The sequence below is a fragment of the Micromonospora parva genome (assembly GCF_040649675.1).
Classification (GTDB): Bacteria; Actinomycetota; Actinomycetes; order Mycobacteriales; family Micromonosporaceae; genus Micromonospora; species Micromonospora parva.
This window is the reverse complement of the sequence record NZ_JBEZFX010000006.1, coordinates 240,012-260,271: the sequence shown is the minus strand read 5'-3', so window position 1 is coordinate 260,271 and position 20,260 is coordinate 240,012. Positions and strand designations below refer to the sequence as shown.

General features: G+C 70.6%; 12 protein-coding genes. 5 read left to right on the top strand and 7 right to left on the bottom strand.

Annotation, left to right across the window (positions count from 1 at the left end; genetic code table 11):
* Nucleotides 1-2: 2 nt before the first annotated feature.
* The 6 genes from fxsT to AB0C03_RS17260 form a co-directional block, all read right to left on the bottom strand.
* Nucleotides 3-4,256, bottom strand: a complete 4,254-nt coding sequence (gene fxsT / locus AB0C03_RS17285; RefSeq protein ID WP_357637698.1) for an FxSxx-COOH system tetratricopeptide repeat protein — start codon at nt 4,254-4,256, stop codon at nt 3-5.
* Nucleotides 4,253-5,293 (bottom strand): AAA family ATPase, encoded by a 1,041-nt coding sequence (locus tag AB0C03_RS17280; RefSeq protein WP_245233520.1) that lies wholly within the window; start codon nt 5,291-5,293, stop codon nt 4,253-4,255. Before AB0C03_RS17280 ends, fxsT begins: the two co-directional genes overlap by 4 nt.
* 14 nt (nt 5,294-5,307) lie before the next feature.
* Entirely contained in the window at nt 5,308-6,801 is a 1,494-nt protein-coding gene (locus AB0C03_RS17275) for a VMAP-C domain-containing protein (RefSeq protein ID WP_357637694.1), read from the bottom strand.
* 150 nt (nt 6,802-6,951) lie between these two features.
* Complete coding sequence (locus AB0C03_RS17270; protein ID WP_357637691.1) at nt 6,952-8,736, bottom strand: caspase family protein; 1,785 nt, start codon at nt 8,734-8,736, stop codon at nt 6,952-6,954.
* On the bottom strand, nt 8,733-9,119 hold the full coding sequence (locus AB0C03_RS17265; RefSeq protein ID WP_210857523.1) for a hypothetical protein: 387 nt from the start codon (nt 9,117-9,119) through the stop codon (nt 8,733-8,735). The genes AB0C03_RS17270 and AB0C03_RS17265 overlap by 4 nt, the downstream gene beginning before the upstream one ends.
* A 339-nt stretch (nt 9,120-9,458) precedes the next feature.
* Nucleotides 9,459-10,196 (bottom strand): GntR family transcriptional regulator, encoded by a 738-nt coding sequence (locus AB0C03_RS17260; RefSeq protein ID WP_051708166.1) that lies wholly within the window; start codon nt 10,194-10,196, stop codon nt 9,459-9,461.
* A gap of 154 nt (nt 10,197-10,350) precedes the next feature.
* Between AB0C03_RS17260 and AB0C03_RS17255 the strand changes: the two genes are divergently transcribed.
* The 5 genes from AB0C03_RS17255 to AB0C03_RS17235 are packed head-to-tail and all read left to right on the top strand — an operon-like array spanning nt 10,351 to nt 17,031.
* Nucleotides 10,351-11,550, top strand: a complete 1,200-nt coding sequence (locus AB0C03_RS17255; RefSeq protein WP_030328559.1) for a CaiB/BaiF CoA transferase family protein — start codon at nt 10,351-10,353, stop codon at nt 11,548-11,550.
* 9 nt (nt 11,551-11,559) lie between these two features.
* Nucleotides 11,560-13,635 (top strand): hydantoinase/oxoprolinase family protein, encoded by a 2,076-nt coding sequence (locus AB0C03_RS17250; RefSeq protein ID WP_357637686.1) that lies wholly within the window; start codon nt 11,560-11,562, stop codon nt 13,633-13,635.
* 2 nt (nt 13,636-13,637) lie between these two features.
* Nucleotides 13,638-15,509, top strand: a complete 1,872-nt coding sequence (locus AB0C03_RS17245) for a hydantoinase B/oxoprolinase family protein (RefSeq protein WP_030328564.1) — start codon at nt 13,638-13,640, stop codon at nt 15,507-15,509.
* Between the two features lie 8 nt (nt 15,510-15,517).
* The gene (locus tag AB0C03_RS17240) at nt 15,518-16,135 is read left to right on the top strand and encodes an isochorismatase family protein (protein ID WP_357637683.1); all 618 of its coding nucleotides are present in this window, start codon (nt 15,518-15,520) and stop codon (nt 16,133-16,135) included.
* A complete protein-coding gene (locus AB0C03_RS17235) occupies nt 16,132-17,031 on the top strand; it encodes a hydroxymethylglutaryl-CoA lyase (RefSeq protein ID WP_357637681.1) in 900 nt (299 codons plus the stop codon). The genes AB0C03_RS17240 and AB0C03_RS17235 overlap by 4 nt, the downstream gene beginning before the upstream one ends.
* Before the next feature lie 127 nt (nt 17,032-17,158).
* Here AB0C03_RS17235 and AB0C03_RS17230 read toward each other — a convergent pair whose 3' ends face one another.
* Entirely contained in the window at nt 17,159-20,047 is a 2,889-nt protein-coding gene (locus AB0C03_RS17230) for a M20/M25/M40 family metallo-hydrolase (RefSeq protein WP_357637678.1), read from the bottom strand.
* Nucleotides 20,048-20,260: the final 213 nt, after the last annotated feature.

The window sequence follows — 20,260 nt, the reverse complement described above, 5'->3', positions numbered from 1 at the left end:
GCTCACGTCGGAGGCGGGTCGATCGGGATCGACACCCGATGGCTGGCCAGCAGTTCGGCCGCGTCCGGGTGGTCCAGGCCAACGGTCCGCTCGTACCCGGCGATGGCCGCGTCGCGCAGCTCCCGGGCGGCCGGCCGGTCGCCGAGCGCCGACAGCTCGATCGAGAGGTTCGCGGCGCAGATCAACGTCTCCGGGTGATTTTGGCCGTTCACCTGCCGGGCCGCCGCCAGGGTCTCCCGCAGTAGCGAAGCCGCTCCGGCATGGTCCCGGCTGGCAGCGAGATCGTTGGCGAGGTTGACCGTCGCACAGAGGGTGTACGGGTGCTCCATCCCGAGCCCGGCACGGAGTCCGGCGACCGCCCGCTCGTCGAGCCGGCGCCCTTCGGTGTAGTCCCCGAGTAGGCGGAACACGATCGCCAGGTTCGTCATGCAGACGTACGTGAAGGGGTGTTCGTCGCCCAGGACCCGCTGGTAGCCGGTCAGCGTCTCCTCGCCCAGCACCCGGGCCTCGGCCAGGGCCCGGGCCCGCGCCACCCGCTCCTGCTCGGTGCGGGGCAGGATGTTGAACAGCGTCATCGCCGCCGAGATCGTGTCGGCGTGGTTCTCCCGGAACCGGCGCAGGCACAGCGAGTACACCTCACGAGCCACCGTCAGCGCCTCGCTGTAGAGGCCGGTCTTGCGGAGCGTGACCGCGTGCAGCCGGGTCGCCCGCAGCACGTTCGAATGGTCCGGCCGCAGGCTCCCCCGGTGCAGCGGCAGCCACTGCCGCTGCAACCGCAGCGCCTCGTGGTAGCGGCCCAGCCCGTCCAGATCCCGGGAGAGCAGGGTGGCCGTGAACAGGGTGTACGGGTTCGTGTCGCCCAGCACCCGCCGATAGCGCGCCCAGTTGTCCTCGTCCGTGCGCCGCGCCCGCTCGAAGTCGCCGAGCAACCGGTAATCGACGGCGAGGTTGTTCGCACAGCGCAGGGTGTCCGGGGCGTCCTCACCGAACACCCTGCGGTGCGCCTCGAGCAGCCCCTCGTCCAGTTCGCGGGCCCGCTGCCACTCGCCGAACAGCCTCAGGTCCGCCCCGAAGCTGTTGGCCAGCGCCAACGTGTGTTCGTGGTCGGGCCCGAGCGTGTCGCGGGCGATCTCGTACGTCCGTTCGTTCAACCGCCTCGCCTCCTGCGGATTGCCGGTGGAGCGCAGCGCGTTGGCGAGGAACCGGGCGGTGATGATGGTCTGCTCGTTGGCCGCCCCCAGCTTCTCCAGCCACCGGCGGTACGCGATCGAGCCGAGCTCGCGGCTGCTCTCGTAGTCGCCGCTGACGTAGAGGTAGCGGATCTGGTCGAGCACCACCTTGCGGATGTCGTCGGACTCGCCGTCGATCGCCCCGGAGGCCAGCACGTGCGGGTTGAGTTCCGCGTGCCGGGGCCAGATCTCCTGGTCCTCCGTCGGATCACCGGGGTTCGCGGCGGCGAGGAGCTTCTGCACGGCGGTGCGGTAGGTCTCCCGGTCGGCCGGGGTGAGCCGGTCCCGCAGGGTCGCCTGCACCAGGCGGTGGATCTGGATGCTGTTGCGGGTCGCGTCCACCTTCGCCAGGCCGTACTTGCCGATGTCCCGCACCGCCCGGCGCAACTGGATGTCGTCCCGGACGGTGGCGTCGAGCAGGCTGGGCAGCCCGGCGTAGCGCCCCATCGGCAGCAGTCTGATCGAGATGGGCTCCGAACCGAGGAAGGCGCACAGCTCCAGCAACTGCAACGCGGCGGGGGTCTGCTCGGCCAGCTGGTCGAATGCCAGCCCCCAGGTGATCACCACCGGCGTCGAGTACGACGCGGGTGAACTCTCCCGCAGCAACAGGCCGACCCGTTTCTCCAACTGGCCGAGGTACTCGTCGATCGGGGTGCCGGTCGCCAGCATCCAGGCCGCCGCCTGCTCCAGGGCCAGCGGCAGGTCCCCCAGCTGCTCCGCCAGCCGGTCGGTGTCCTCGTCGTCCAGCTCCGGCAGCCGCCGCCGGATCAGCTCGATGCTCTCCTCCCGGGTGAAGACATCCACCTCGATGCTGTCCGCCACCCCGGCCCAGTTGTGGTTGCGGGAGGTGATGAGCACATGCCCGCCGGGGTTGCTGAGAAACGGCATCAGGTCCTCGGCCCGGGTCGCGTTGTCGAAGACCAGCAGCCACCGGCCGTACGGCCGTCCGGTGCGCAATGCGTCGTACACGGTCTCCAGGGCCTGCGACACGTCGACGTCGTCGCTGACCAGATCGAGCTTGCGGGCCAGGGCGACGAGCGACTCCCGGATCCGGGTCGGTTGTTCGGCCGGAACCCACCAGATCAGGTCGTAGTCGCTGGCGTACTTGTAGACGTACTCCACGGCGAGCTGGCTCTTGCCGACTCCGCCGAGGCCGTGCACGGTGTGCGGCAGCACCGCGGTGACGTTGTCGGTCAACCGCTGGCGCAGCACGTTGAGCAGTTCTTCCCGCCCGGTGAAGTCGGGGTTGCGGGGCGGCACGTTCCCGAACACCGCTGGCTGCTCCCCGACGCTGGAACGGCCCCGATCTCCTGGAGCGGTCTGTGCGGTCATGTCGTCCCCCTCTTCGGGTGTCGCCGCGATCGGTAGCCGCCGGTCGGTCCGCTGCGTTGGCGTGGCTGGCGGGCCGAGGGCGGCCGGAGCCAGCCGCCGCGCGAGTTCCGAGTACCGGCCTCCCAGGCTGCGCAGCACCGTGTAGGCCACCTCGGCGAACGGGCGGCCCAGTCGGGTCGCCAGCCGGTCCGAGACCTGTCCGGCGAGCAGCGCCGGAAAGTCCAGAGCCGCGCCCATGTGCTCGTTGACGTAGCGGGAAACGACGTCGAGGATCCGCAGCGCCTCACCGACCCGCAGTCCGGAGAGTAGTTCCTGCCGTACGCCGGGAAGGAACTCGTAGCGGGCCTGTTCGACCGGCGTGTCCTCGGCCCAGCTCGCCGCGTGGCGCAGCAGCCCGCTCAGGTAGACCTCGGCGAGGTCCTGCGGCTGTGAGCGTGGCAGCATGAGGCGCTGCACCAGGCGCATCACCGGCAGTGTCAGCGGTGCGGCGGCAAGGAACTCGGCGAGTTGACGGGCCTCGTCCGAGGCCATCGCCCGGAACCGGGCGACCCGCTGGGCCGGCGTCAGGTCCAGCGGCTCCGGCGACGGTGGCTCCCGCAGCGGGTCGACGAGCAGCGGACGAGGGTCGGTGGTCAGCAGCGCGACCGCCGCGACCGGGCCGAGGGTGCGGCCACTGACCAGGGCGGCCCCGGCGGCGAACCATCGCGGTGCCAGTTCCAGCACCGGTATCGCGACCGCACCGCGCGGAACGTGGTCCGGCACCTCGTCACGCAGGCGAGGGTGCAGCTGCGCCGCCGGTGCCGCAGGCCGGGTCGGCCGGACCAGCACGGGGTGCAGCGTCGGGCGGCAGCGGTGCCACAGCCGCTGGGGCAGCGGCTGGACCACGGCGACCGGACCGGAGCGGCCCCAGATCGCGAGCCACCGTCGCAGCTCGGGAGCGTCCCAGATGGCGCCGGTGCAGTCGCTCAACACCATCGTCAACTGCCGGCCCTCCGGGTCGACCAGCTCGCGCGGGTCCCGCGCGGTGCTGCCGCCGTCGGAGGTCAGGATCGGCCGGTGGCCCTTGGCATCCGGCCGCAGGTACCACACCTGGATGCGGCGGAACGTGTGCACCCGCATCCGGTCGGCGAGGGTCCGGATCTCGGTCGCCGTCGCCTCCCAGACCACCATCGACGGGCTGCCGTCGACCAGCAGTACGAGATCCAGCCACGGCTCGGTGACCGGGGTGAGGCACGGTTGGAGCATCCGGGCCTCCGCCGACCGGCGGGCCGTCTCCGCCTCGTCGAGCCGCACGGCGTGCCGGGCGGGTACGGACCGGCGCAGCGGGGCCAGCGCCCGGGCGATCTCCCGGGCGTGCGGCAGGGCGGGCACCCCGGGAGTGCGTAGCGGCAGCGAGGACGGGTCGCGGGGCCCGTTGGCGGGCGGCGGCAGGTAGAGCTTGGCGGTCGGCTCCGCCTCGGTCACCGCGGGCGCCTCCGGCCGGGTGGGCTGCCGGGCCGGGGAGGTGGACGGCGGCGACGCCGGTGGCTCGGGTGGCGCCCCCGGCGGCGCGTCGCTCGCCGTCGCGGCCGGCCCGGCTCGGGGCGGCCCCGGCTGGCGGGGCAGGAAGCGGGCCAGCCAGATCGCCTCGGCGCACTCCTCGGCCGTCAGGGCTGAGGGAGCGCCGCCGAGGGCGGTGACCAGCCGATCGATCATAGGGTGCCGGCCGCTTCGAGGTCGCGGATCAGGTTCGCCCGCAGCCGGGCGCGGGTCGACTCGGGCGGTCGCACCCCGGAGGTGACCAGGAAGATCGCGTTCAGCAGCTGGTCCGTGGCCACCGCACCCCGGTCGCGCAGGTCGAGGAAGTGCGTGATCAGGTCGGCGCTGGCGGCCACCGCCTCCTCGCCGAGCATCGAGGTGATGATCTGGGTCAGGGCCTGCTCGTCCGGGGGCTGGATGTCCAGTCGCAGGCAGCGGCGCAGGAAGGCGGGTGGGAACTCCCGCTCGGCGTTGCTGGTGATGACGACGACCGGGAAGGCGGCGCAGCGGACCTGGCCGCGCCGTACCGGTGCCCGCAGGGTGCCGTCGCTGGTCATCACCTCCGCCAGGCTCTGGTCCTCCGGCAGCCGGGCCAGTTCCGGGATCTCGAACCGGCCCTCCTCGAAGACGTTGAGCAGGTCGTTGGGGAGCCCCAGGTCGCTCTTGTCCAGCTCGTCGATCAACACCACCCGGGGACGTGCCCAGGGCAGGAGTGCCGTGCCCAGCGGGCCGAGCGTCAGGTAGCGGCCGATGTCCGGTATCTCCTCGGTCCGCCCGGTGGACTGGAAGAGGTTCGTCTCCTGGAGCCGGCCGATCGCGTCATAGCGGTAGAGGCCGTCGTCCACGGTGGAGCGGCTGGTCACCGGCCAGTAGAGCACCGGCCCGAGGCCCAGCTCGTACGCGACGCTGTAGGCGAGGGTGGACTTTCCGGTGCCCGGCTTGCCCGTCACCAGGAGCGGGCGGCGCAGGTAGAGCGCGGCGTTCACCATCTCGATCGCCTCGTCGGTGATCTGGTAGCCGCGTGCCCGCTCGGCGCCCTGCCGGTCCTCCGGCAGCGCCGAGGTGATCAGTGGCCCGCCGCCGAACCGCCGCCACTGGGGCGGCTCGGGGAGCCGCTCGACGCCGTTGTGCGGCCGTCCGGTGCCGAGGTAGATCCGCCAGTCCTCGCCGTCGCCCGTGGCGGAGTCCTCCGGCTGCGGTGGTGATTCCAACACGCTGTCGTCCCTTCCTAGACCGGCGCGCTGAGGGCGTCGGCCGGTGGCACCCGGTCGATCTCGTCCCACAGCAGGGTGAGGTGGAGACCGAGGTGTTCGGGGGAGCCGCCCTCGCTGCCCGCGTCGCGACGCAGCTCCCAGACCAGCTCGCGCAGGTTTGCGACGCTGCGCGCCATGAGCACCTCGGGGATGTACGAATCGAACCGTGACGCCGCCGCGCGATCGCGACACCAGAGGACGACCGGCAGTCCGGCGGTGACCGCGGCGCCGATCGCCGCCTGGATGTGCCGTTCGGCGCCGCTGACGAACAGCACGAGACAGACCGGGTAGTCGTCGTTGCCGAGCAGTCGGGCGTGCAGGTGCTGCGCGACGTACGGCTCGGTGAGCCGCTCGAAGGCGACCGCCCGGGCCTGCACGGCGGAACCCTGCTCGCGCAGCCGCCGGTGCCGCGTCCGCCAGCGGGGACGCATCAGGGAGTTGCGCATCCGGGTGAGGTCGCGGACGACCACCGGGTAGTGCACGCCGAGGGCCGTGTAGAGCCCCGGAGCCGCCACCTGCCACCTGTCGAACTCGTAGTCGAGCAGGGGTCGGGGCACGATGAACTCGACAGTCAGTTGACCGATCTCGGCGGTACTGCGATTGGCCAGTTCGGTGAGCGCCTCATCGATCTTGAGCTGGATCTGCTCCAGTCGGAACCGATCCCCCGGCCCGTCCGGGACGCGTTCCCAGTGCCACGGCAGCCGGCCGGGATCGCCCGGGGTCACCAACCAGGCCTCGAACAGGTACCGGGAGGCGTCGATGCCGTCCGCGTCCAGCAGCACCACGAAGTAGGAGCGGTACTGGTCGCCGTCCGAGGGTCTGGGACCGCCCGCCGACCCGGCCGGCGGCGGGGTCGCCGCCGGACCCGGCGGGACCCCCATCCGCCGCGCGACCGCGTCGGCGAGGCGGCCGGCGATCCGGCGGGCCGGTAGGGCGACCCGGCCCGCCAGGTCGTCCAGGAAGGCGACCAGCGGCGGGCGTACGTCGGGGTCGGAGATCGCGTCCTCCAGCTCCCGGAGTACGGCCGCCAGGTCGGTGACCGGTGGGCGCACCCGCGGACCGAGCCGCGCCACCGCGCCGCGGCACAGATCCAGCAGCACCGGCGGATCGAGGCCGTCGGCCAGCTCGACGATCTGGCCGCGTTCGTCGGCGGTGAGGATCTCCGGCGGCAGGTGGATGGCGACGAGTGCGCGGAAGCGGTCCAGCTCCGGGCTCTCACCGTCCACCGCCGCCACCGCCTCGGGCAACAGCCGAAGCGCCCCCGGCACCTCCTCGCAGGCCGCGACGAGTCCCCAGAGGTCGGTGAAGGGCACGTCGGAGCGGCGGAAGACCGGCTCGCCATCGATCAGGTGGCCGAGTTGCCGTACGTACCGGTCGCGGTGGGTGCGTACCTCGGCACCGGTGAGCGCGAGCATCGCGTCGACCAGCCGGCGGTGGTCGTGGGATTCGAGGGTCACGGGCGCCGCCATCCGAGCGCACTTCGGCAGCGCCGGAGGACACCGCTATCGACCATGTCTCCTCCGATGCGATGCCGAGAACCACCCATTGCGGCGGGTATACAGATAGTACGGAGGCAACCGCGTGCGGTAGAACCCTTCGCGCGGGGGAAATCTATTAGCTTAAATTGAACGCATCGGACGGATCGGTGGAATACCGACCGCAGCCAGCGGCGCGGGCCGGTCCGTCGCCCGCAGCGCCTCGTGACCGGTGTGAATGGCGTTGCGGATGTCCGCCACCACCGCTCCGCCCCCGTCCGGCACCGGTGCGCGCAACGCGTCCCGTACGCCGAGCTGGCGGGCGTGCAGCAGGGAGATCAGCTCGTCTCGGCGTACCTCCACGGCCCGCCGGACCTCCGGCAGCCGCGCCAGCGGCGGCCGCCATACTCCCTCGGGCCCGCCGTCGCCGGCCGGACCGCCGGACCAGGCCGGGTCGGTGGCGCGCAGCCGGGTGCGGGCGACGTCGAGCCGGCGGACCTGCGCCTCGCCGCAGGCAATGGCCTCCTGGACGGCCGGTCCGATCTCCATGCCCGCGGCCTCGCACTCCACCGCCATCTCCGGGTCGAGCAGGAACGCGCGGGTCAGCGCCGCACCGTCACCGGCCCACGCCGCGGAGAGCACCAGCAGCGGCGGGCACAGCGGCAACGCGTCGACGGAGTCGGTCAGCACCTGGGCCGCGCGCTGGTCGCCGCCCGCCCGCAGCGTGACGACCGCGAGCAGCAGCGCCCCGGCGGTCAGCGCGGCCGTCGGCGCCGGGTGGTCGGGCGGGGCCTCCCGCAGCCCTCCGGCGGCCGCCGCGAACGCGTGGCCTGCGGCCCGCCAGCGTCCGCCGATCGCGTGGCTGATCCCGAGTCCCCACCAGGCACCGGCCGTCCCGTCGACGCGCACCGCCGCCTCGAACCCAGTGGTCGCCTCGTCCCAGCTGCCCGCCCGCAGGGCCAGCCAACCCGTACGGTCGGCCGGGCCCCTCAGCATCCGCTCCACCGGTTCGGGCAACCCCGCCTCCCAGTGCAGGCGCTCCGCCGCCCAGGGGACGGGCCGCTGGCGGGGCGGGACCGGACCGTCCGACCGGTCGGCACCGCGCCCGTCCCGAACCTCCACCCCGGCCGGCGGCAGGGGCGCGGTCCGGCCGGCCGCCGTGGCCAGGGCCGGGCCCCGTGAGCTCCGGGCGACGTAGAGGTCGCCCTCGCCGTACATCCAGCGGCGGGGCGTCTGCCCGCCGGCCACCGCGACCGAGTCCCTGACGTACCGGTAGAGCTCGTCGGCGGATACCAGTCCGTCACCGTCCAGGTCGGCGTCACCGGTGCGCAGCCCCTCGATCACCGCACCGGCGAAGACGGAGTGCCGAGGGTTGTCGGTCAGCGGCAGCGGCTCGCCGGCCGGCTCCCAGGCGTACTCGTGGGCGGTGGTGGCGGTCAGGACGGCGCGGCCGGTGCCCTCGCCCGGGAACAGGTCCCCGCCGCGGACGCCCGCGTCGCCCTGGTGGGTCAACACCCGCGACACCGCTCCGCTGAAGCAGCAGTCCAGCAGCAGGACCATCCGCTGGCAGGCCGAGCGGTTGAGCAGGCGGTTGATCAGTTCCGTGGGAAGCGCGGTGGCCGGCAGGTCGTCGACGTCCGTGTCGGCGAGAGCAAGGTAGAGCAGCCCGTCGATGTCGCGTCGGCCGTGGCAGGCGAAGAAGAGCAGCAGGTGGTCCGACCGGCCGGCCGACCGCAGCAGTCGGGCGATCTCCAGCCGGGCCTCGTGCTCGGTCGGGTTGACCAGCAGCCGTACGTCGTAGGCGCCGACCGTCGGGTCACCGAGCAGCCGGGCCAGCACCTGGACGTCGTGTGCCGGAGACCGGAGGCGGGACAGCTTGGGATCGTCGTACTCGTCACAGGCGATCAACAGGGCGCGTCTGCGCGTCACCGGGGAAGTTTCCGGTCGAGCCAGGTCTGGGCGATGCGGCGCTGGTCGGCGGCGGAGACTCCGGTGAGGTCGAGTTCGCTGCCGTCCGGCTCGACGATCCGCACGCCGCGCCCCTGGCGCTGGCCGGCCCAGGCGAGGAGGAGTTCCAGCACCGCGATGATCGACGGGAGAGCGGGTTCGATGGCCAGCGCGACGGCACCGATCATCTCGATCTCGCCGGCACGGGTGCCGTCCGGCGCGACCTCGGTCGGTGCGGGCAACCGTTCCCCGTACGGCGCCAGTTCCAGGGCCAACTGCCGGGCACCGAGTTCCAGCTCGCCAGGTCCGTCCTCCGGGCCCCCGCGCAGGAGCGCGGCGATCGGCAGCCCGCTGTGGTCAGCCATCAGGTTCCTCCCCGGGTAAGGATCCATCCGACTCAATTGCACCATCGGTGGTCAACGCGCGCCCGGCCGGCGCCGGCCGGGCGGCGCCGGCGAGGTGCCCGAGCCGGCCCGCCCTCGTCCGAGCTCGTCGCCACCCGCTGGGGCGGCCCAGGCGTGAAGGAAGCCCTCTTCGGAGACGATCCGCCGGCCTGACCCAGCCGCGGTGGAAGCGTTGGCTGCCATACGGTCACCAGGTGCCTATGGTGGTGCGTCACAACGAATGCGCAGCTTCCGACAGCACGGCCGCCGAACCCAAGAGCAGACCCGCCATTCGCGCGGTCGCTGAACCCGACCACATGATCAGAGTGGCGGTTGACCTGCGGTGGTGCTGACCTGGTCCGGCAGTTCCGGGCCGGGTGCCCGGTCGCCGCCGTCTCGCAGCCGGATGGAATGCCATGCCGCGCGTACGTGGCTGCGCATGACCGACTCCGCCCAGTCGGGGTCGGGCGCGGCCAGCGCCGCCACCAGTTCGTGATGGTGAGCCAGGCTACGGCGCAGCGCGTCCGGGCTGTAGCGGGAGAAGGTACGCCAGACGAGCGGCATCTGGATCACCGATGAGACGACGCCGGCCAGTCGGCTGTTGTCGGACGCCTCAAGGATCATCCGGTGGAACCGGTTGTTCAGCTCGGTGAGCTCGTCCACATCGGTCGGTCGTCCGTCCGGTGCCACCTCGTCCATCCGGTGGGCCAGCGCGTCGAGCGCGTCCACGTCGATGGTGCCCGTGGTCGCCGCCAGTCGGCAGCCCCAGGGCTCGAGCACGGCCCGCAGGCTGAAGATCTCGTCGAGGTCGTGGATGCTCCACGCCTGGACCTGCACGCCACGGTTGCGTTCGTGGCGGACCAGTCCCTCCGCCGTCAGCCGTCTGAGCGCCTCCCGGACCGGGGTCCGACTCACCCCGATCGACTCGGCCAACTCGCCCTCGCGGAGCCACGCCCCGGCCGACCGTTGCCCGGACAGGATCTGTTCCCGGATCAGCCGATAGGCGTCGTCGGCGGCGTGGCCGTTGTCGGCCTCCCGCAGTGGCGTGTGGTCACTCATGATGCTCGGACCGTAGCAACACGGCAGGTTGTATGCAATCTCCCTCCAGGGCATTGACACCCGAGGAACACAGGCCTACTTTCCCAGCACAACTTGCTGTAACGGCAGTCACATACCTGTGAATTGCATGCAAAGAGACACTGATGAGGGGCTCATGAGCACTCCACTGCCGCTTGACGACATCCGGGTGATCGAGCTCGGACAGCTGCTGGCGGGGCCGTTCTGCGGTCAACTCCTGGGTGACTTCGGCGCCGAGGTGATCAAGGTCGAGGACCCGGGTCAGGGCGACCCCATGCGGCAGTGGGGACGCGAGAAGCCCTACGGCAAGTCGCTCTGGTGGCCGGTGGTGGCGCGGAACAAGAAGTCCGTGACCGCGAACCTGCGGACCGAGCAGGGTCAGGATCTGGTACGCCAGCTCGTCGCGCGGGCGGACGTGTTGATCGAGAACTTTCGGCCCGGCACGTTGGAGCGCTGGGGGTTGGCCCCGGAGCGGCTGTGGGAGATCAACCCCGGTCTGATCGTCACCCGCGTGACCGGTTTCGGGCAGACGGGCCCGTACTCGTCGCGTGCCGGATACGGATCGATCGGCGAGGCGATGGGCGGCATCCGCTACGTGACCGGCGACCCCGACCGCCCTCCGGCCCGGGCCGGCGTCTCTCTCGGCGATTCGCTGGCGGCGACGTTCGCCTGCCTGGGCACCCTGGTGGCGCTGCACCAGCGCGGACGTACCGGTCGAGGCCAGGTGGTGGACTCGGCCATCTACGAGGCCGTGCTGGCGATGATGGAATCGCTCATCCCCGAGTACCAGATCGCCGGCTACCAGAGGGAACGGACCGGAACGACCCTTCCGAACGTGTCCCCGAGCAACGTCTACCCGACGGCCGACGGCGAGATGGTGCTGATCGCGGCGAACCAGGACACGGTCTTCCGCCGGCTCGCCGAGGCGATGGGGCGGGTGGAGCTGGCCACCGACGAGAAGTACGCCACCCACGGCGCCCGAGGCCGCTGGATGGAGCAGCTGGACGGCCTGGTCGCCGAATGGAGCTCGACGCTCGCGGCCGACGACCTGCTCGAACGGCTGCACGCCCAGGGCGTTCCGGCAGGCCGCATCTTCAGGGCCCGGGACATGCTCGAGGACCCGCACTTCGCCTCGCGGGAGGCGATAGTCCGGCTGACCCACCCCGGTCTCGGGGAGTTCGCCATGCACAACGTCGTACCCAAGCTCTCTGACAGCCCGGGCCGGGTCCGGCACGTCGGCCCCGAGCTCGGCGAACACAACGAGGACATCTATCGCGACCTGCTGGGGCTCGGCGACGACGCGATGGCGTCGCTGCGTTCCGCCGGCGTCATCTGAGGAGGAACCATGAACTACCGACTCGGCGTGGACGTGGGGGGAACGTTCACCGACATCCTGCTGATCGACGAGGCGACCGGAGAGACCTACCGGGCCAAGACCTCCTCCACCCCCGAGGATCAGTCCATCGGAGTGCTGCGCGGCATCGAGCGGGCCTGCGAGGCCGCCGGCGTGCCCATGTCGGAGATCACTGAGGTGTTCCACGGCACCACTGTCGCCACGAACGCGATCCTCGAGGGCAAGGGCGCCCGGGTTGGGCTGGTCACCACCGACGGCTTCCGGCAGGTGCTCCAGATCGCCCGTTCCTTCGTGCCAGGTGGCCTTGCCGGCTGGATCATCTGGCCCAAGCCGGAGCCGCTGGCGGCGCTGGAGGACACCGTGGAGGTCGTCGGCAGGATCGGCGCCGACGGCGCGGTGGTGACCGAACTCGACGAGGCTGACGTCCGTGCGAAGCTGCGCAAGCTCCGCGCGCAGGGCATCGAGGCGTTGAGCGTCAGCCTGATCAACTCCTACGCCAACCCGCAGCACGAGCGCCGGGTGGCCGAGTTGTCCGCGGAGGAGCTTCCGGGCGTACCGGTGTCGGTGTCGTCCTCGGTGTTGCCGGAGCTTCGGGAGTACGAGCGAACCATCACCACCGTCGCGAACGCGGCCGTTCAGCCGCAGGTGGCGCGCTACGTGGCCAACCTCGAGGCGCAGCTGCGCGAGTCCGGGGTGGACGGCCGGCTGTGCATTCTGCGCAGCGACGGTGGCCTGGTCTCCGCTGCCGTCGCCGCGGACAACCCGGTGAACCTGCTGCTGTCCGGCCCTGCCGGCGGGGTGACCGGCGCGGCCTGGGTGGCGGAGCAGGCCGGCTACCCGGACTTCCTGACCTTCGACATGGGCGGCACCTCCACCGACGTCGCCCTGGTGCAGGGGCTCACGCCGCGGGTGGGTCGGGAGACCACGGTCGGGGACCTCAAGGTCCGCGCCACCTCCGTCGACGTACGAACCGTGGGTGCCGGCGGCGGATCCATCGCCCACGTACCGCCGCTGACCCAGGCGCTGCGGGTAGGACCGCAGTCGGCCGGTGCCGCACCCGGTCCCGCCGCGTACGCGGCGGGCGGTGAGCAACCGACGGTGACCGACGCGAACGTGGTGCTCGGCTACCTGCCCACCGATCTGGCCGGTGGCGAGATCACCCTGGACCGTGCGGCGGCACGAGCCGCGGTGAAGTCGATCGCCGACGCCACCGGGCTGGAGTCGGTCGAGGCCGCCGCCGCGGGCATCATCGACATCGTCAACGAGAACATGTTCGGGGCGTTGCGGCTGGTGTCGGTGCAGCAGGGCTTCGACCCGCGCGACTACGCGCTGGTGGCCTTCGGTGGCGCCGGCCCGTTGCACGCCAACGCCCTCGGCAGACTGACCGGTGCCTGGCCGGTGATCATCCCGCCGTCGCCGGGAGTGCTGTGCGCCTACGGCGACGCGACGACCAATCTGCGCGACGAGTCGGTGCGGACGTTGGTGCGCCGCTTCACCGAGATGACCGACGAGAGCCTGCGCGCGGTGCTCACCGAACTCGCGGGCAAGGCGTGCGCCACGCTCAGCGAACAGGGTGTTCCCGAGGATGAGCAACACGTCGTCTACTCCGCCGACCTGCGCTACCACGGCCAGGGTTTCGAGATCCCGGTGGCAGTCGACATCGACGCCTTCGACGGGGCCGGCGGTGGGCTCGCGGCCCTGCGGTCGGCGTTCGACGCCGATCACCAACGACTGTTCTCCTTCGTTCTCGACGCCGAACACGAGCTGGTGACCGTCCGGGCCACCGCCCACGGCCCCCGGCCCCAGGTCGCCGCGCCGACGCTGGAGCACGGCGACGCGGACCCGGGCCCCGCACTGCGGGCGCAGCACCGCATCTGGGTCGAGGGCGCCGACGTCGAAGCCGGAATCTACGACCGGGCCCTGCTGCGAGCGGGCAACGTCGTGCCCGGTCCGGCGATCATCACCGAGATGGACTCCACCACCCTCGTGCTGCCCGGGCACACGGCTGCGGTGCACCCGAGCGGCAGCCTCCTCATCCGCCCCGCCGACACCCACCGGGAGAACTGACCATGGCACGCCTCATCGAGACCGCTACCGGACCGCTTCGCTCCGTGGATGTCGACCTGGTCACCATCGACCTGATCGAGAACGGGCTGCGCAACGCCCGCTATGAGATGGACGAGGTGCTCTTCCGGACCGCGCTGTCGCCGGGGATCCGTGAACAGCACGACGAGTTTCCGCTGATCGCCAACCCTGACGGAAAAATGATGGTGGGACAGTTCGGGCTGTCCATCCCCGACTTCCTGGACAACTTCGACGGCGACATCGAGGAGGGCGATGTCCTGCTGACGTCGGACCCCTACTCCTGCGGTGCGGCGATCAGCCACGCGAACGACTGGCTCGTGGTGCTGCCCATCTTCTTCGAGGGCCGCATCGTGGGCTGGGCGGCGATGTTCGGGCACATGTCCGATGTCGGCGGCAAGACACCGGCGTCGATGCCGACCGATGCCCGCACCATCTTCGAGGAGGGCGTGGTGATACCGCCCTTCAAGCTGTACCGCAAGGGCGTGCTCGCCGAGGACGCCCTGCGGATCATCCTCAACCAGGTACGCAAGCCCGACTGGAACCGCGCCGACCTCAACGGCATCGTCGCGGCGTGCCGGACCGCTGCCCGTCGGGTCCAGGAGATGTGCGCCCGGTTCGGGGTGGACACCTACAACTCCGCGCTCGACCAACTCCTGGACCGCAACTACCGGGCGATGAAGGTCCTGCTCGCAGCGGTCTTCAAGGAGGGCGAAACCCTCTCGTTCACCGACTACATCTGCGACGACGGCCTCGGCTACGGCCCCTACGAGCTCAAGCTCAGCCTGACCCGTACCGGTGACAAGGTGCTGCTGGACTTCACCGGCAGCAGCCCGCAGGCGCAGGGTCCGATCAACTACTACATCAACGAGAACCTCGTCCGGATGTTCTTCGGCATCTACATGATCACCGTCGCCGACCCGCAGATCCTCTGGAACGACGGTTTCTACCCGCTGGTCGACGTCACGATCCCCGACGATTCGTTCTGGAAGCCCCAGTACCCTGCCGCCCTCAACGCGCGTAACCACGGCATCGGTCGCGTCTTCGACCTGTTCGGCGGCCTGCTCGGTCAGACGAACCCCGGGCTGCTCAACGCCGCCGGCTTCTCGTCATCACCGCACTTCATGTATTCGGGCACCTACGGGCCGGGTGAGCGCAAGGGCGAGTGGTTCCAGCTGTACTCGATCGGATTCGGCGGGATTCCCGGCCGGCCGGTGGGCGACGGCCCGGACGGCCACTCGCTGTGGCCGTCGTTCGTCAACATCCCGTGCGAGTACCTGGAGTCCTATTACCCGCTGCGGATCGAGCGATGGGAGACCATCGCGGACACCGGCGGCGCCGGGCTCCACCGCGGCGGGAACGGCGTCGACGTGGCCTACCGGTTCCTGGAGGCCGGCACGATCGCGATCCACGACGACCGCTGGCTCACCTATCCGTGGGGGGTCAACGGTGGCGAGCCCGGTGCCCGGGGCCGCAAGTGGCTCGAACGCGCCGACGGCGGCACCGAGATCCTGGGCAGCAAGGTGCACGACGTGCCCGTAGCTCCCGGGGACGTGCTGCACTTCGTCACCTGGGGTGGCGGCGGGTGGGGTGACCCGCTCGCCCGCGACCCGGAACTCGTCGGCCTCGAGGTCCGTCGGGGCCTGGTCAGCCCCACGGGGGCCCGCCGCTTCGGCGTGGTCTGCGACGAGGCCGGCACCGTCGACGTCGCGGCCACCGAGGAGGTACGGGCCGAGCTGCGCCACGGACGTCCGGACCCACTGCCCACGTTCGACATGGGACCGCCGATGGAAACCATCCTGGACCGGTGCCTGGAGGAGACCGGTCTTCCCGCTCCTCGCCCCCCTGTCGCCCGATGATGAACCCAGTGCCGGACAGCAGCGACGACGGATTCGGGGGTGTGCTTTCGCCCGGCGCCCGTCCCGCGGTGCTCGTCATCGACCTGATGCGGGCCTACTTCGACCCGGCCAGCCCACTGTGCCTGCCGTCCGCGGACTGCCTGTCCTCGGCTGGCCGGGTCATCGCCGCAGCCCGCGACCACCGGATCCCCGTGCTGCACACCCGCGTCGCGTACGGGCCCGGCGGTGTCGACGGAGGCCTGTTCGTCCGAAAGGTCACCGCCCTTCAGCAGCTCTTCTCCGGCGGTGGCGCGATGGGTGAGCTGATGCCGCAGGTCTCCCCCACCGAGGATGAACTGGTGCTGGTCAAGCAGTACGCCAGCGCCTTCTTCGGCACCTCGCTGGCCTCCACCCTGCGGGCGGAGCGCATCGACACCGTCGTGCTGGTCGGCGTGAGCACGAGCGGTTGTGTCCGCGCCACTGCGGTGGACGCGATCCAGCACGGTCTCGTCCCACTGGTGGTCCGCGACGCGGTGGCCGACCGCGCACCCGGCCCGCACGAGGCGAGCCTGTTCGACCTGCAAGCGAAGTACGCCGAGGTGGTCAGCGAGGCCAGGGCCGTCGCGTACCTGTCGGAGGAGCGATGACGGTCATGGTCGACATCGTCGAAGTCTCGCCCCGCGACGGCCTGCAGAACGAGGCGACTCTGCTCAGCACCGCCGACAAGATCGAGCTGATCGAGCGGGCGGTACGGGCGGGAGCCCGGCGAGTGGAGGTGACCAGCTTCGTCAACCCCTCCCGCGTACCCCAGATGGCCGACGCGGACGAGCTGATGGCCGCGCTCCCCCGCCACGACGGCGTCCGGTACGCGGGCCTGGTGATGAACCGCCGCGGCCTGGACCGGGCCCTGACCGCAGGCGTCGACGAGATCAACGTCGTCGTCGTGGCCACGGACACCTTCTGTGGCCGCAACCAGGGCATGACCACGGCCCAGGCCTGTGACACGGCGGCGGCATTGGTGCGGGCGGCTCGCGAGGCGGGGGTGTTCGCGACGGTGACCATCGGCGCCTCGTTCGGATGCCCGTTCGAGGGCGAGGTCCCGCTGGGCCGGCTGCGGGAGGTGCTCACCCGGGTGCGGGACGCGGGTCCGGACGAGCTGGCCCTCGCCGACACCATCGGAGTGGCCGTACCCTCCGACGTCACCGAACGGCTGACGCTCGCCCGGGAGATCACGCAGTCCCGCACACCGCTGCGGCTGCACCTGCACGACACCCGGCACACCGGCGTGGCCAACGCGGTCGCGGCAGTCCAGGCGGGCGTCACCACCCTCGACGCCAGCATCGGCGGAACAGGCGGTTGCCCGTTCGCACCGGCGGCGACCGGAAACGTCGCCACCGAGGATCTCGTCTACCTCTTCGACCGGATGGGGCTGCCCACCGGCCTGAATGTGGAAGAACTGACCTCGGCAGTCTCCTGGCTGGAACGGAGACTCGGCAAGCAACTCCCCGGCGCTCTGCTTCGGGCGGGCGGTTTTCCCGCCTGAGCCCGGCCCGGACGCCGGACCAGCTGTTGCACGCCCGGCAGTGCGCCCCACCAGGTGGTGGGACGCACTGCCGGCGGCGGTCCGCTCGCGGCTGCGCGAAGCGCGCTGAACTCCCGCGTCACAAGCCTCAGACGATGGAGATCGACCGAACCTGGGTGTTGCCCTTCGTGTCGACGTACACCTTGTAATCGCCGACGGTGTAGGTGCCCGCAGCGTTGTTGTTGATGGTGTACGTGGCCGTCACAGACGACTCGCTGCCGTCGATACGCGTCTGCTTCACCGTGATGGTCAACTCGTTCGTGTTGCCCTTCACCTTCTTCACCACCGCCGACGGCTTCGCATCGACGGCCGCGTTGGCGACCGTCACGTAGACCGCGTCGGGTGACGAGAACTCCGCGTTCTTCTGCCCATCACCGAACACGAAGAAGCCCCGTTGTTCGGTGGCCCCGCGCCCGGGGAAGGGATCCGGGTTCGAGGCCAGATACGTCGGATTGACCGTGTACAGGTCCGTCTTGGAATCCGCGAGGATGGGCTTCACCCCGGTGTACGGCGCATCGGTGATCGCGAGGTTGACCGACAGGTAGATGGCGTCGGGGTTGTTGGCCGAGATGCGCGAGGAGAAGTACTTGTCCGCACTCTGCCCCGCAGGAACGGCCAGCGGCACAACCGCGCCGCTGACGAGAATGTTGAACTGGAAGCTGCCGTAGCCTCCGGCGACGAACTTCGCCCACGCCGCGTCCGACATGTGGTCGGGGCGCTGCACCTTGAACTCCAGACGCATCGGCGCCACGTACGAGTTGCTCAGGTACTCGGTGTCGGTCAGGGGCAGGTAGACCCCTCCCGGTTCGTGGCCCAGTGCGAAAGCCGCCGCTGTGGGGGCCGAGTTGCCGCGCGCGTTCCACATCGGGATGTTGAACGAGGTGGCGCCGAGCAGGGCCTGATTGCCCAACTGGCCCGCGCCGACAGCCTGCGACGCGTCCTTGTAGGTTCCGACAGTGACGTCGAGCAGGTCGAGGTCCGCGCGGTCGGAGTTCAGCCCCGGCATATCCGCCCACATGAACTTGGCGCCGGCAGGCCCGGAGTACCGGGCCATCTCCAACATGCCATCGGCCATGATCTTGGTCATCTGCACCGCCGAGTCGACCTTCATCCGCTCGTTGGCCGTGTGCCACCAGCGCTCGTTACCCGGGATGACGGCACCGAAGGCAGTCATCTTGTTGCGGAAGCTGCTGGCCAGGGTGCCACCGGTCGTGCCTTGCGGATACACCACGTCCTTGAGTGAATATGGATCCGCGAACTCCTGCGGGTTGCGGTCGATCGAGGCTTGGTAGCTCTGGAACTGGAGAGCCGTCAGCGGGTTGTCGTGCGTGACGTACAAGCCGGCGCCGATGGGCGAGCCCAGGTCGCCGATGGTGAACCCCTTCGCCTGGAAGGCAGCCGTGACCGCCGCCGTCGCCTGGCCGGAGTCAGCCGCGGTGACGTGCATGCTGCGCACATACATCGGCATGCTGAGGCTGCCGGAGGCGTCCGTGTAGAAGCTCGTCGGGGTCTCTGAATTGATGTTTCCCATGAGGGCGAAGGTCAGGTTCGGCGTGCCGTTGCTCGTGTTGCGCAACAGGCTCGCCGGGATGCCCATGTACTTCCCGATATAGGCCTCACCTTCGACGCCGTCGCGGAAGAACAGGTCGGCGATGCCGTCGGCGGCCTTCTTCAACTGCAGGTCGGCGGCCGGGCTTCCCAATGCGCCCAGCCCCTGGGAAAGGAGGAACATTCCCCACACGACGGCATTCTTGCCGTACTGCGGGGTCGGCATCTCCATCGCCACATCGGTGTTGACCTCCAGCGTCAGCGAGTCGCCGCTGATCGTGGTCTGCACCTTCGGCGTGGTGCGGGGAGCAGCCGGGAGCCAACCCTTCGTGGTCGCGGCAGCAACGACCGCAGACACGAATCGGTCGCGCTCGGCGGAGCCGGCCCCCGCCACGTCGAGGGTGAAGATGGCCCGCGAGGCGATCTGTGTGGTGCTGCCGTAGGCGATGTCCTTGAGCGTCGGGTCGCCTTCGCGCAGGGTGACGCCGGCCGTGGCACCCGTCAACCGGAAGGCCCTGGCGCTGTCTGCGGACAAGCTCATCGACACCGACGGGGTCACCGCCCCGGAGTTGCCAACGATGACCGGGAACCGTGAGTCGGAGGTGTAGCCCGCGACCGGCATCTCCTCCCGATTGAGATTCTTGTACGCCCAGTTGTCGTAGAAGCTCGGGTTCGAGTTGTACGGGATGGACTGGAAGTTGGCGGTGTTCGTCGTCGAGGGCGTGCCGGGACCGCCGTCCTCGTAGATTCCCATGACGATGCGAATGCGTCGGTCAAGGGGCAGCCCCGCCTCGAGCAGCGCCTTGGCCGCGAGCAACGTCGCCAGCGTCGGGCCGCTGTCGTCCTGAATGCCCGCCCCGTAGACCCAGCCGTCCTGGACATAGGGCGAGTGGTACGCCCCGGGAGTGCCGAGGTTGCCATCGGCGTCCCGCCAGCGCGCCAGCTGCGCCGACGAAACGGACGCCGTCGGCGAGTCGAGGTGACTCAACGCCATGACCATTTCCGGCGCGTCCGGGTCACCGATCTCCGCGTAGACGTACTTGTCGGCCTGGCGTTGGACGACCACCGGGAAACCCAGGTCGGTGGCCAGCTTGACCACCCAGGCGAGCTTGGCGACCTTGCGGTCGTACTCGTTCTGGTTGGCTTGGGTGTTACTGACCGGGAAGGGGTACGCCGTCGCGGCCGTGCCGCCCCGGGAAATGGAGTCGTAGCTCGACCCGTCCAGCATCGCCCCGACCAGACTGAGCGGGTTGTAGGTGCCGTCCCCCGCCCGCGCGCTGCTGACACGTCCAGCCAACGCCTCGACCTCCGCGTGGATCGCGTCGCGCTCGGCGTCGGTCACCGACAGGTCGTAGGTGACACCCGGCCGGAAGCGCTCCTCGCCGGAGCTGATCGCGGACGCGTTGGCCGGGGGCGCGACGGTCGCCACGAGGGTCGCGGCGAGCAGGACGGACAAGGTCAGCTTCGGTCTATCTCTCATGGAATCTCCAGCACAGGGGGGATGATCAGTAGCGACAGCACACACCAGCCGTGCCGCCAGTGGCCGTCGAGGCGGGATATCTTGAGGATCATCTGAGAATCGGCCGGTGCCGTCAGCACAGCCGCAGCCGGACGACGCCCAGGCGGAGCTACCCCTACGCCT